Source organism: Acinetobacter tjernbergiae DSM 14971 = CIP 107465 (genome assembly GCF_000374425.1).
Classification (GTDB): Bacteria; Pseudomonadota; Gammaproteobacteria; order Pseudomonadales; family Moraxellaceae; genus Acinetobacter; species Acinetobacter tjernbergiae.
Window position 1 is genome coordinate 1 of record NZ_KB894364.1, and the last position, 13579, is coordinate 13579.

Annotated in this window: 15 protein-coding genes and 1 pseudogene; 8 read left to right on the top strand and 8 right to left on the bottom strand. The window is 38.3% G+C overall.

Annotated features, from left to right (window positions below; translation table 11 throughout):
* Nucleotides 1-170, bottom strand: a pseudogene (locus C502_RS18860) (IS982 family transposase); the annotation flags it as partial.
* Between the two features lie 228 nt (nt 171-398).
* On the bottom strand, nt 399-1049 hold the full coding sequence (pyrE, locus tag C502_RS0109955; protein WP_018678677.1) for an orotate phosphoribosyltransferase: 651 nt from the start codon (nt 1047-1049) through the stop codon (nt 399-401).
* Between the two features lie 41 nt (nt 1050-1090).
* Here pyrE and C502_RS0109960 point away from each other — a divergent pair, with 41 nt between their 5' ends.
* Entirely contained in the window at nt 1091-1915 is an 825-nt protein-coding gene (locus tag C502_RS0109960; protein ID WP_018678678.1) for an exodeoxyribonuclease III, read from the top strand.
* A gap of 417 nt (nt 1916-2332) precedes the next feature.
* Entirely contained in the window at nt 2333-2683 is a 351-nt protein-coding gene (locus C502_RS0109965; RefSeq protein ID WP_018678679.1) for an arsenate reductase, read from the top strand.
* Nucleotides 2684-2756: 73 nt separating this feature from the next.
* On the opposite strand, the gene C502_RS0109970 is transcribed toward C502_RS0109965, so the two are convergent.
* Nucleotides 2757-3194: a DUF2147 domain-containing protein gene (locus tag C502_RS0109970; RefSeq protein ID WP_018678680.1), complete on the bottom strand. Its 438-nt coding sequence runs from the start codon at nt 3192-3194 to the stop codon at nt 2757-2759.
* Nucleotides 3195-3370: 176 nt separating this feature from the next.
* On the opposite strand from C502_RS0109970, the gene C502_RS0109975 reads away from it, so the two are divergent.
* Together C502_RS0109975 and C502_RS0109980 are read left to right on the top strand one after the other, a co-directional pair.
* The gene (locus C502_RS0109975) at nt 3371-4282 is read left to right on the top strand and encodes an alpha/beta hydrolase (protein ID WP_018678681.1); all 912 of its coding nucleotides are present in this window, start codon (nt 3371-3373) and stop codon (nt 4280-4282) included.
* Nucleotides 4283-4567: 285 nt separating this feature from the next.
* Nucleotides 4568-5755: a GGDEF domain-containing protein gene (locus C502_RS0109980; protein WP_018678682.1), complete on the top strand. Its 1188-nt coding sequence runs from the start codon at nt 4568-4570 to the stop codon at nt 5753-5755.
* Nucleotides 5756-5966: 211 nt separating this feature from the next.
* On the opposite strand, the gene C502_RS0109985 is transcribed toward C502_RS0109980, so the two are convergent.
* From C502_RS0109985 to C502_RS0110005, 5 genes are all read right to left on the bottom strand, one after another.
* Nucleotides 5967-6680, bottom strand: a complete 714-nt coding sequence (locus C502_RS0109985; protein ID WP_018678683.1) for a glutathione S-transferase family protein — start codon at nt 6678-6680, stop codon at nt 5967-5969.
* A gap of 5 nt (nt 6681-6685) precedes the next feature.
* Nucleotides 6686-8530, bottom strand: a complete 1845-nt coding sequence (gene dsbD, locus C502_RS0109990; protein ID WP_018678684.1) for a protein-disulfide reductase DsbD — start codon at nt 8528-8530, stop codon at nt 6686-6688.
* 78 nt (nt 8531-8608) lie between these two features.
* Nucleotides 8609-9376: a transporter gene (locus C502_RS0109995; RefSeq protein ID WP_018678685.1), complete on the bottom strand. Its 768-nt coding sequence runs from the start codon at nt 9374-9376 to the stop codon at nt 8609-8611.
* Nucleotides 9377-9407: 31 nt separating this feature from the next.
* Entirely contained in the window at nt 9408-9953 is a 546-nt protein-coding gene (locus C502_RS0110000; RefSeq protein ID WP_018678686.1) for an ankyrin repeat domain-containing protein, read from the bottom strand.
* A 140-nt stretch (nt 9954-10093) separates the two neighbouring features.
* Entirely contained in the window at nt 10094-10468 is a 375-nt protein-coding gene (locus C502_RS0110005; RefSeq protein ID WP_018678687.1) for an HPF/RaiA family ribosome-associated protein, read from the bottom strand.
* Nucleotides 10469-10838: 370 nt separating this feature from the next.
* Between C502_RS0110005 and C502_RS0110010 the strand changes: the two genes are divergently transcribed.
* The 4 genes from C502_RS0110010 to C502_RS0110025 all read left to right on the top strand — a co-directional run bounded on the left by C502_RS0110010 (nt 10839) and on the right by C502_RS0110025 (nt 13521).
* Entirely contained in the window at nt 10839-11564 is a 726-nt protein-coding gene (locus tag C502_RS0110010) for an outer membrane protein OmpK (RefSeq protein WP_018678688.1), read from the top strand.
* Nucleotides 11565-11657: 93 nt separating this feature from the next.
* Complete coding sequence (locus C502_RS0110015; protein ID WP_018678689.1) at nt 11658-12203, top strand: GNAT family N-acetyltransferase; 546 nt, start codon at nt 11658-11660, stop codon at nt 12201-12203.
* Nucleotides 12204-12274: 71 nt separating this feature from the next.
* The gene (locus C502_RS0110020) at nt 12275-13015 is read left to right on the top strand and encodes a hypothetical protein (RefSeq protein ID WP_023274797.1); all 741 of its coding nucleotides are present in this window, start codon (nt 12275-12277) and stop codon (nt 13013-13015) included.
* Nucleotides 13016-13092: 77 nt separating this feature from the next.
* Complete coding sequence (locus tag C502_RS0110025) at nt 13093-13521, top strand: hypothetical protein (protein ID WP_018678691.1); 429 nt, start codon at nt 13093-13095, stop codon at nt 13519-13521.
* Nucleotides 13522-13579 lie beyond the last annotated feature (58 nt).

Here is a 13579-nt window from a genome sequence, read left to right on the forward strand (position 1 = left end):
AAGTGAGAACACTTATACCAAATGGCGATAAAGCTAATTTCCGAGATGGTCAGCTGTGCAGTTCTGATTCTTAAAGAGTAGCGGATTTGTTTGAGAAACTTCCAATAAGTTGATTCAAATTTAAGAAAGAAATCATCGATTACACAGAATAATTCGGTACTATTGAACATTAGGACTAGAGCTTTAGGTTTGGTAACTCAACTGATGGCTCTAGTTCTTTTATTTTTCAAGTCAATTTTTTATCCACGATTCGGGTTATTAATACCTTTGTTCAAATCTTATCTATCTAAATAATGACTAAAACCAGGTTTGCTAAGTTAGCAATCCTGATGAACGCTTGAACATTAAATCTCTAACTAAAAAGGAAGCTCCCCGCTTCCTTTCCTACCACCTAAAACCTAGATACCATATTTTTCACGATAAGCCTGCATATTTGCTAAAGCTTCTTTCTCGCCTTTTGCATCCAAATAATCCATCAAATCTTTCATCGTGATTAAAGCATGTACAGGAATTTCGAGTTCTTTTTGCACTTCTTGAATCGCAGAAAGTTCACCTTGACCACGTTCTTGACGATCTAACGCCACTAAAACCCCTGCAATCGTCGCACCTGCATTTTTTAAGACTGTCACAACTTCACGAATCGCAGTCCCCGCAGTGATCACATCATCAATGATCCAGACTTCTTGACCTGCAACCGATGCACCAACCAACACACCACCTTCACCATGATCTTTGGCTTCTTTACGGTTAAAACCCCAAGGAACACTCTTGCCATGTACTTGAGACAACGCCACCGCAGTCGCCGCGACAAAAGGAATACCTTTGTACGCAGGACCAAAAATCACACCAACGTTTTCACACTGAACCAATTTATCTGCATAGCCTTCTGCTAACAAAGACAACGCTTCGCCATCATTGAGCAAACCCGCGTTAAAGAAATAAGGACTGACACGACCTGATTTTAAGGTAAACTCACCAAATTTAAGCACACCACGTGATAATGCGAGTTCGATAAAAGCTTGCGGATGAAATGACACAGGCGTTGTCATATAAGGTGCTCCAAATTCTTTAATTGAGGTTAAACAGACGTATGATACCAAAGGATAGCTATTCAAGTGATGTAAAAATTCTTCGAGTCGTTTCAATCAACGTAAATGGTCTACGTTCATCGGTAACGAAGGGTCTACTCGAATGGTTAGAACAGTCTGGTGCCGATGTAGTGTGTATGCAAGAAAGCCGCATTACTCATGAACAATGGACTGATAAATTTAAACCTGAAGGTTGGTATACACATCTGTTCCCCGCTGAACGTGCGGGCTATGCAGGCACGGCGATTTATAGTCGCTTACCCTTTGTATCTGTTCAAAATGGTTTAGGTTTTGAGCTAGCAGATTCGCAAGGACGTTTTATCACGGCGGAATTCGATTTAGGTCTGTCACAGCCAGTTCATATTGCTTCGCTATACTTGCCATCGGGTTCAAGTGGTGATGAAGCCCAAGCACGTAAAGATTTATTTCTTCAAGAATATGCCCAAATACTCAAACAATGGCGAAATGAAAATAAATCCATCATCGTGTGTGGTGACTACAATATCGTGCATAAACGTATTGATATTAAGAATTGGTCAGGCAATCAGAAATCATCTGGCTGTTTACCGCATGAACGTGCATGGCTTGACCATATTTATGATGAACTTGGCTATGTAGATACCTTCCGTGAGGTACGAAAAGAACCCGAATTGTATTCATGGTGGTCAAATCGTGGGCAAGCACGTGCGAAAAATGTCGGTTGGCGTATCGACTATCAAGCATGTTCTCCAGATTGGAAAGCACGGACTGCAAATGCTTGGGTGTATAAAGAACAATGGTTTAGTGACCATGCACCTGTGATTATTGATTATAAAATACACGAATAAGTGAACACTTGTTCACTTTGACCGCCTCTTTAGCTTACATATCATGTCGTTTTTTGTGTATTTTTATTTACCAGCTGTAACGGCATTATAGCACCACGGCACAGGGAAGCGGTCAGGATGACCAAAAAGGGATAGGACGCCGTAGGAAGACAAAATAAACTTAGATTAAGTTTATTTGCAAGGATGAGACATTGGACGTTGAAATGAGACCCGCATGATCAGGATGATTAGATGCGGGTTTTCTCTTTTTATATATTCAATATTTTTCTTAATTTTATCTTGCGCATAAATCATTAATGCACGTTTACGAAAGACAATAGACCCACAAACTTTATAAAAAATTTCAACTAGCAATATCTCGCTCTTTTGCGTTAGGCTTTCATGCAAATATATCTATCATCTTGATGGTTTTTCAGTATGTTTAAAATTTATGGTATTAAAAATTGTAATTCAATGAAAAAGGCTTTCGATGCCTTACAAGCACAAGGTATTGTTTACGAATTTCATGATTACAAAAAACAAGGCATTGACGCAGCGACTTTAGCAGTGTGGCTAAAAGACATGGGTGCGGAGAAAGTATTAAATAAAAAAGGCACGACATGGCGCAAATTAACCGAAGTGGAACAAGCACATGCGATCAGTAATCAAGAAAATCTGATTGAAACGTTAATCGCTCAACCGAGCCTAATTAAACGTCCAGTATTGCAAACCCCTCAAGGCTTGGTGATTGGCTTTGAGGAAGCCACTTATCAAGCTTTGTCTGCTTAATACGTTCAAACAGCGACTGAGCAAACATAAAAAACCGAGTCATTAGACTCGGTCTTTTTAGGATAACAAACGCTTAGTTTGCACGAACCCAAGTTTGGTTACGACCTAATGCCGCGACACCAATATAACCACGTAATTTAAGCTTTTTACCACCTTCGATGATTTCAGCTTTCAATTTATAGGTTTTACCATTCTTAGGATCGATAATTGAACCACCATCATAATTTACGCCACCCACATTTTTAAGGCTATGAACAATCGTTACGCCCTTTAATGTCTTGTTATGAAATGTTCCTTCGCATTTAGAACATGCATTCTCTTGACCTGGAACTAAATATTTTTGAATAGATGCAGTCAGCGAGCCATCCTTTTGCTCAGTAAATTTAACAATCGCTTTTGGCTGTTTTGTTTCATCATCAATGGTTTGCCAAACTGAACCATTTAATATATCTGCTGCATTGGCAAAAGTTGTTAAACCGAGCAATCCAAATGCTAAAGCAATTTTCTTCATTTTTGTAATATCCTTAAGGGGTCTTTTCAAGACTAAGAGTATTGAGAATTTTTATCAATATTGCAATTCTTGATTATGACTATTGGGTATACTTTGAGCAAAAACAAAGCACTGCTTTTATTGCAGCGCAAGTCAAAACTCCTATTTATATATTGACCTAACAATATGGAAAAATTATGAAACTTGGTACTGTTTGGAAATATTATTTTACTGAATCATTACTAAAAGCGACCATTCGTACGCCGAGTCAATTCAATTTAGCCCCGAATGCTTTACGACCTTTACTCGATCAACTTTGTCGTTTATTTCCACAAAATGGCACAGTAAAAATTCGACCATTGCGCTTAGCGGGTGTTCGTGGCGAAGAGATCAAAGCACAAGCATCGGCCACTCAACTAATTTTCCATATTCATGGCGGTGCATTTTTCTTAGGCAGTTTAAATACCCATCGTGCCCTCATGACAGATATTGCTGCACGAACTCAAATGCAAGTGGTTCATATCGATTATCCTTTAGCGCCTGAGCATGCTTTTCCCGAAGCCATTGATGCGATTTTTGATGTTTATCAAGCATTGTTAGTACAAGGTATCAAACCCAAAGATATTATTATTTCGGGTGACTCTTGTGGGGCAAATCTCGCATTGGCATTGTGTCTAAGACTAAAAGCACAACCAGAGTTAATGCCAAGTGGTTTAATTCTCATGTCACCCTATTTAGATCTCACCTTAACCAGTGAATCTCTACGCTTTAACCAAAAACATGATGCCTTACTCTCCATTGAAGCCTTACAAGCAGGAATTAATCATTACTTAAAAGATGGTGTTCAAGCGGATGATCCGCGTGTTTCACCTCTATTTGATGATCTTAAAGGCTTACCGCCTACACTGGTTCAAGTCGGCTCAAAAGAAATTTTACTAGATGATTCAAAACGCTTTAGAGAAAAAGCAGAAAAAGCGGGCGTCAAAGTACACTTTAAACTGTATACAGGCATGTGGCATAACTTCCAAATGTTTAATGCATGGTTCCCTGAAGCCAAACAAGCTTTAGCCGATATTAGTGAATTCGCTCACTCACTTGACCTTGATTAAAATAACCTAAAATATTTGTGCAAAAAATGGTCAGCTATGTCTGACCATTGTCATTCTTAATTTCTTTTTGTCATCATAAAATAAAATTGATTGGATATTCAGATCATAGTGCCTTTTTTCAAAAAAAAATCCCGTCCTAATTAGCATTAAAAAGCATGGAGCTAGACTTTATTCTCATTCCAAAGATGTTATTGTTATTTTAATAATCATTTCACAATCTTTTTGATGATGAATTTACACTTATAAAGTTTCTTAGGAATCTCATTGCATAAAGGATGCATGCCAATGATGAAGATTCAATTTAAGCGGTTCGTACTTCGAGAAAAATGGAATTTCTCACAATTCTGGGCACATGAACCTCTGATAAACTGGAACATGTTAAAGAAATGTATTCTATTACTCATTCTCGCCTCATTTATGAGCTTGTTTGGAATTATTTGGGACAGTTTCGTTCTGCTGAATCCAATTACATGGCAATGGGTCAATTTGCCTTTGGTTTGGTCTAAGTTTTGGACCAACCTCCTGATGCTTGTTGTTTTTTTAAGTCTGATTGTACCCTGCTATTTTTATAAACATAAAAAATGGGTACAAGAAATTATCCCTATTCTAAGCGTGCAAGTTTTTACCGTTTTGCTCTGTCATACGGGTTATTTGATCGGTAGCTTTAGTCCAGCAACAATGGTTGCTTATGTTAGTGTTGTTGGTGTTGGCTTAGTTTTATTTGACCGAAAAATGATTTATTGCGCCTTAATACCAGCAACAATCGCCTTACTTTTTTGTAATTTTTTGAGTATGTATGGCGTACTCCAATACGCACCCATTTTTAAACGAGAAGTGCTCAATCAAGCGGAGATGCATCCCTTTTGGGTCGGCAGTATGTTCTTTTTTTTACTCCCGATCTTGATTGCTTGCTTATGTCTGTTTGAAATCCTGCTTAAACAATGGCGTATACGTGAAACTTCAATCCAAGTCTTAAGTCGACTTGATCCCTTAACCAATGTGATGAATCGCCGTAGTATCAGTAATCAATTGGAAAAATTACATCAACAGCCTAATCAACTGTATTCCATCGTGTTATTAGACTTGGATCATTTTAAGAATATTAATGATTATTTTGGTCATAGTGTTGGTGATCAAGTCTTAGTAAAGGTTGCAAAATGCTTGGCCAACAATTTACGTGATCAAGATATGATCGGACGTTTTGGTGGAGAAGAGTTTATTTTGCTCCTTCCCAATACCACTACGATTCAAGCACAGAATGTTGCTGAACGCTGTCGCCTAGCAATTTCTTACTTAACCTTCACATCAGAAGATCATCAAGAGTTTTCGGTCAGTGCCAGTTTTGGAATTAGTAGCACTTTAAGTGCAGATGAGCCACATCTGGTTATTAGCCAAGCAGATCAAGCATTGTATGCGGTAAAGGCAGCGGGTCGTAATCAGGTCAAAGTATTTACTGAATTATTTTCAAATTAAGCGAATAAGGATATCTCAGAATGTAATGCTGATCAGTTAAGCGTACGTTCATGATTACTGATTGATCAATCACCCCCTAACCCCTCTTTGAAAAAGAGGGGAACACCATTGAATTTCGAAATACGCTCTCCTTTGAAAAAGGTGAGAAGCATCACTTCGCAAGGGGTGGATTAAAAATGCTTAACTGACTGGCATTCATCTCAAAATACCTTTAGTTTTGATTGTACTTTGGGTCTTTTAAAAATTCTTCGCGATGCGTGCGATAAGGCTCATCAAAAGCAACGAACATCTGTTCTTGTTTGGCTTCAGTCATCCATTGTTGAACAGATGGCAAAGACAATATCTTTTGTAGATAGGCTTGGCTTGATGGTGAGATCGGCAATTTAAAACATTCGAAACGCATCGCCACAGGCGCATAAAATGCATCTGCAAGACTAAACTCACCACATAAAAAACCATCTTCATTCGGTCGTTCCGACCAGATCTGATCAATTCGGGCAACATCGGCACGTAATTGCGCATGCTCAGCCCATAATTGTTGACCAATATGCGCTAAATCTGCTTCAACATTCATTGGACACAGATTCCGTAAAGTTTGAAAGCTGCTGTGCATTTCTGCACTGATACAACGTGCTCTGGCACGTAATTTTTTATCCTGCGGCAACAAGTTTTTTTCTGGGCTTTGCTCGGCAATATATTCACAAATGGCAAGACTATCCCAAATAATGAGATCATCATCCACCAGTATCGGTACTTTACCTGTTGGATTGAGTTTGGAAATCTCGATTTTAAATTGGCTATTGGGTTCAAGACCATCAAATTGAATTAAATGTTCTTGAAATGGGATTCCTGCTTGTTTTAGTAGAATCCAAGGGCGCATTGACCATGTCGAATAATTTTTATTGCCAATAAATAACTGATACATCGTTATTACTTTCCTTTAAACAAGCTGAGTTGTTGTAATAATTCCGTTTTTTGGAATGCACCTGTTAGACGTAATGAACGAATTTCTTGTTGTTGTGGGTTTAAAAATAGGTAGGTTGGAGGCCCTAAAATATCCCATTGACTTAATAAGACTTGATGCGAAGCATCATAATGACTTAAATCGAGTTTAATTAAATAATAACCTGATAAAGCTTGCTGTACTTCTGCATCTTTTAAAATACGATGCTCGATCGGCTGGCACGCTACGCACCAATCCGCATAGACATCGATCACAATACCACGGTCTTTTGGCGCATGGCTCAAAATCTGTTGAAATTCGTCTGCGGTTTTTGCCACATGCCATTCTGCCAATTTTTCAGCTTGAACTGCATTAAGACTTTGGATGTGTTGATATTGATTCAAAGCAAGCAATGGAATCGCTAAAAGCAGTAATAGCGCATATAGCCATTGCAACTGACGTCTCTGACCGAATAAACGATAAATTGCATAAATAATAAATGCTAAGCCAAGTATTAAGCTCAGAACTTGAGTTGCCAACTCTGGCAATAAGGGACGAATAAAATAAAGACTGAGTGCCAACATTAAAAAGGCAAAAATCACCTTAATTTGATGCATCCACTCCCCTGCTTTGGGTAAGGTTTTCGCGCCGAGAACACTGGCAAGAAGCAAAGGGATGCCCATCCCAAAACCTAAACTAAACAGCAATAATGCACCTTGCCATTGGTTTTGGCTTTGTGAAATAAACAGTAAAACCCCTGCTAAAGGTGCGGTCATACATGGCCCAACCAATAAAGCAGAAATCATTCCCATCACACTGGCACCCACCAGCGTTCCACCTTTTTGTGTGGATTGCATATGATCTAGTCGATTCACCCATTTCTGCGGTAGTTTTAACTCAAATAAGCCAAACAGGTTCAATGCAAAGATCACAAACAATAAGCTAAAGGCAATTAAGGTCGCGGGTTGCTGTAACCAACGCTGAAAATTAAGTCCAGCAGCAGAAGCGATTAAACCTAAAACGGCATAAACCATTGCCATACTGACCACAAAGGTCAGCGCAATTGTCCAAGCTTTAACACCTTTATGCTCTCTTATGATCAATGAGGTCAAAATTGGCAACATCGGCAAAGAACACGGCGTAAATGCCAACAAAATGCCCAAACCTAAGAACAGCACAAGGCTGTAAGCGAGCGAATGTTGCTCTAAAGTATTTGACCACTTTTGGTCTTGCGCCATTGGTGTTGAGTTACTGATATTTGCTGATACTGATTTTCCCGTTGTCAGGTCTTCAACATCTGTTGTTTGCGCATTCAAGGTATTTGCTGAACGAGCAATATCTAAAAAACGTTTTTGGGAATTTGAGCTGACATTTTCGACACTCACCAATCCATCAGCATCAGTTTGAAATTCAATATTTTGAGGAGGATAACAAATTCGGTCTTTGGCACAGCCTTGCCATGTCACCCGATAATGTTGAGCGGCTTGTGTGGTGATATTGAACTCAACTTGCTGATAATAAACTTGGCTATGCCCATAATTTTCATCATATTGTTCAACTGCTTTGGGCAGTTTTAATGCAACAGGCTGATTGCCTTGCTGCACTTCAAATTTATGTTGATATAAATAGTAATTCGGCTGAATAGTCCAATGTAATCGTGCTTGATTGGTTTGTGTCGATTCAACGGAAAATACAAATGCCTGTTCTGGGCTAAGCAAAGGTGCTGATAAATTCTCTTGAGCGTAAGTCAAAGACCCACATAACAACAATAAACTACCCAAAAAGTAACTCATCAGTTGGGAACTAAACCCAGCCTGAATAGACATTTTCATGATGATCTCTCTATCTTGCCCCCAAATTCCCGATCTCCAATGCAGGAGTTCATTTAAGAGAAATCAGGTGCATTTTGATTAGAATAAAACCGATACGCCGAAGCCACCGTTATAGCTTTTCTGGTCACCATTGAGGTCAACCCCAATGCTCGCATCCAGTTGAGTTCGATTATTTAAAGCATAAACAAGACCTGTGCCTAGACCATATTCATAGTCTTGGCTCTCCGCTTTACGGTAAACAAATTCTGAATACCCAGATAATTTACCTGCAATCTTGTAGTCAATGGTCGGAATCGCCGTTACTGCCCAGTTACTATTCTGTGCCTCATAACGCATGGTCATCGAGGTACCAATTAAATCACTAAATTCGTAAGCAACCGCTGAGCTTAAACTATAAATATCATCATGTGCCGTGAACTCATCGTTCCCTGTGGCAATGATTGCTTTAGCCAACAATGCCATTGATAAACGATCATCTTTTAAATCAATCGACTTTTTCAAACCAATGCTGACATCGCCTAAACCATTGCTTTCTTTCTTGGCACCCGCACGTTTGTATTGCTGCCAAACAGGGCCTTGCCAACCCAATTGTAATTCTAGACCATCAGCTAAACCTGTGCGTAACAGCATGTCACCGTTGACTGTTAGCGTTTTATCTTTTTCACCATCAACGATACCTTCTTGATAACTGACACTCGGCAAACTTTGTTCCCAAGCCAAATGCCCTACAGGTGTAATACCTGTGCCCATTCCTATACCAGGACGGTCAAAAGAGAAATCTGCTGCAAAAGCAGTGCTTGCCATCATTGATGCAGCAATCAAGCTCAATGTTCCAATTTTTTTCATGATTATCCCCTTTCTATTCTATTGGCTGAACTTATACCGTTAGCTCTTTTGACATTTTCGCACCATGGTTGCGTAATAACTCGAGAGTTTCACGTTCTTCTGGTAAAGATTCTGACCAATTAATTTCATCAAAATCACAATCAAAAAACAGTTGGCTGATTGAAGATAAAATCGTTAAACCTTCTTCGTCACGTGTGTTCGGATCTACTTTTTCATCGAGTAAACGCTGTACAACAGGTACACATGCTGCACTAGCGGCATCCCAAAGTGGGCCATAGAATTCTTCTGCATCCCATAAATGTAAATTGGCTTTTGCTTGAATCAATGCATCTAAAATGTGTAGGTAAACTTGCAGTTGTTGTTGTTTTTCAACTTCGGTGAATGGCTTGCCGGCTTCATAGGCTTCACACACATTTTCCCACCACACAAATAAACCATCACATACAATAGATACAGGAAAACCGTGTTCAGCATCAATAAAGTTCGGGTCGAGTCCTTCAGCAAGTAAAGATTGCACTTGGTCTAAATCGAGTTGTTGTATGGCTTGCACCAAGGCTTGCTGCTGATTGCTTAACATGACCAATTCTCACATTGTATTGAATGTTTCTATTATGCCGAATATCCCGACAGGTTTTTATAAAACGATCTAAAAATCATGTATAAATTTGATACACGCATAAAAAAAGCCCTCAATTGGGCTTTCTTTATGCGCTAATTTTACGCTTCATCATCAATTTTTACATCGTCATCGACGTCAACATATTCTGGTAAACCACCACGATGATGTTCTTTTTTCTCATATAAATGTTCCAGACTACGTTTTAGTTTATCAATCGCACCATGAATAGATGCATCGATATTCGCAGCTTTATGAGTCACGGCAAGTGGCTTCAAACCTGCTGGACGGGCTTCGATCATACAACGTTTATCATGATCTCCCGATTTTTCCCCATTTTCATCACTAATATGAACCGAAAAATGTGTAATACGTTCACTATAACGTTGGAATTCTTGCATAAGTTCTGCACGGACATAACTATTTAGTCGTTCGCTACCTTGAATGTTTTTATCTGTACGGATTTCAATATTCATAAATATCTTCCTCTCTTTTCTGTGAGACAGTTCTACGAAACTTTTATATTTAGCACGCTTTGAGCATGCATTCATTCAATGCAGTTGTATATTTTGATTATGTAAATGCGTGTGGTCTCCTTGCTTTACATCTGTTGCTTTTCAGTAGTTAAGAAGATCTTCTATAACTCCAATATCTGACTTTCATAACAAATATGCAAGCTGATTTTTGACATTTTCATTAAAACTTGATTAAAAATATTTTTAAATTCATTCACTTTTTTGTTTTGATCGGCTCAACATAATTCTTTTGAGCATTTGGTCAAATTTGGCTTTATTTTTGCTTAATTCCTTGTATGCTTGACACGCCATTTTTGGGGGGATTTTTTAAATGCAATTGAAGCAACTTGCAGCGACTTGTTTATTGGTATCTACAGCAGCTTTCGTTCAGGCAAAGCCTATTTGGCAAGATTTTAGTCTCACTGGGTTATACGGTGAAAACTACGAAGTTGTTGACGAAAAACAAACGACTTTAACGGTTGAATATGCTGCCAAAGTAAAATATGCCGATGTATTTTTCTTTATGGATCGTATGCGCGGTGGGGATGACAACAAAAGTACCTATTTCGAACTTTCTCCACGATTAAGCTTGGGTGAAATTTCAGGTCAAAAGCTTGCTTTCGGTCCAGTAACAGATGTGTTGATCTCAACCACATGGGAAGCGAACAGCGCTGATGGCAATAATTTTGACAACTTTTTATATGGTGTAGGTTTTGATCTTAAAGTTCCATATTTCCAATATGCGAATGTAAACTTCTACCGTGCCAATAATGAAAAAACCGCTGATGACTATCAAATGACCATCGCTTATGCGTTGCCATTTAAAGTCTCTACAGAAGATTTTGTGGTTGATGGTTTCATTGACTGGTCTACAGCAGAAAAAGATCATGCGAGTGAACTCAACTGGACCACACAATATAAGTGGAATGTCGGTAAACATATTTCACCTGAAACACGTTTATATTTAGGTGTAGAGCATTCTGTTTGGAATAACAAATTTGGTATCAAAGGCAGCGATGAAAACAATGTCAGCGCTTTAGTTAAATACCATTTCTAAGCCGTCAATCTATTCAAAAACAGCAAGCTCAGTCTTGCTGTTTTTTTTGCAATCACGCATATTGAGGATATGTGAACTTTCTTTTATTTTCTCATGTCATTCGATCTTAAGCTTGCAGCATATTCTCTAAATTCATCTTATCAAATTCGTTTTGCCACGATGGATGATTTGGGACAGATTCTCGCTATTTATAATCATCAAATCCTGACAGGTACAGCCAACTGGAATGATCAAGCAGTTACTTCAGAACAATATCAACAACGTTTTCAGGACATGCAACAGCAGCAATTCCCAATGATTGTGGTTGAAGACCAACACAATGATAAAATTGCTGGTTATGCTTATTACTCAGCTTTTCGAGCGATTAGCGGTTATCGTCAAAGCATTGAACATTCTGTCTTTGTTGATCCGCAGTATGCACGCCAAGGTCTAGGCAAAGCCCTAATGCAACAACTCATTCATCTTGCGGCCCAACAACACATGCATATGATGATTGCTGCGGTTGATAGTGAAAATACAGGCTCAATTATTCTGCATGAACAGCTTGGTTTTGTACAAACAGGCTATATGCCACAGGTTGGACAAAAATTTGGACAATGGCGCGATTTAGTTTGGATGCAACTGCAACTTCCAAGCTAACAATTTGCTCACAGCATGTATTTCTATTTATTGGTTAGAATAAACACCTTAAAACTTTTAAAATATTGAAAATGATTAAAATATCTCAACTCAGTATGATTACGGCTACCGTAATTCTATCAAGCAGTAGTTTTGCTGAAGATTCGTTTGAACAAGAGTTACAACAAGGCTGTAGCAAAGTAAAACAATACGCCCAAACGGGTAAAAAGCTTTACGACCAAAAGCAATATGCCCAAGCTGCGAAACAATTTGAAGATCAGGCAGCATGGGCGCAATTCTGCCTAATGAATGCTGACGAAAGTGGCATTCAAGTGAGCGATAGAGAGATTGAAATTGCCAATAATAATGTCGGTCTCAGCTATGCAAAACTTGGAAAACCACAATGGGCAAGAGTGTGGTTTTTACGAGATGCTGAATCTAAAACCAGTCAATATAATCTCAAACAGTTACCAAAACCAAAAATTGCAGCAGATTTACAAGGCACTTATGTTCGAGCCAATGGTTTTGGACAATGGGATTACATCACTGTCACGAAACAGCAGCATCAATATCGAATTAATTTTGAAGGCTATTATTTTGGTATTCGTGGGCTGATTTATGGTCCAAACTTGGGTGAGTTTGATACCAACATGCCAATAACTGCAAAGCAAGCAAACTATCGCTATGAAGACTGTCAGATCAAACTGCAATTTTTAAATGATCCAATAAATGGTCAAAAAATTGAGGTAGAACAGAACAATGGCGAGTCCTCATGTGGCTTTGGACATAATGTTTATGCTGGTGGCACGTTCTATAAAGTGGAGAGTAAATAACTTAGATGAAATATACAGCACAGTGAAATGAGGCAATAGAAGTTCAACCAAACTAAACGAGCAAAATAAAGGGATTCATGGAACATACTGATTTAGATCATTATAATTTTATACTGCATTTTTATATTAAACATACATATAAACCTCTAGCACTGATTCAAAAAAAAATACCTTTACCGATGAGCAATGGATGGGACATCGGAACTGAACGAAGAGCGCCAAATGGAGAAAAATTAGGAGGTATCAGAAAAGAGACTTATTGGAATTATCAGATTCAAATACAAGGTCGAAGAGATTTTTTCAATTATTCGGTAACTTTTCTCATTGATCTAATACAAAAACATCAATTAGAAGAATTCTTTCAAGAAATAACTTCCGATGGTGGGGAAGTTAATCTCATTATAAATCTAATGAGTAATAGGAATATAGGAGATACACTTACAATTAAACAACTCCAATTATTAGCTAAATATAATATTAATTTGGGAGTTGAATATTTTTCTTAAAATTTCGTCATATTTGATTTTATTATCTTGTTATTCGACAAAATAAAAAATTACCTCT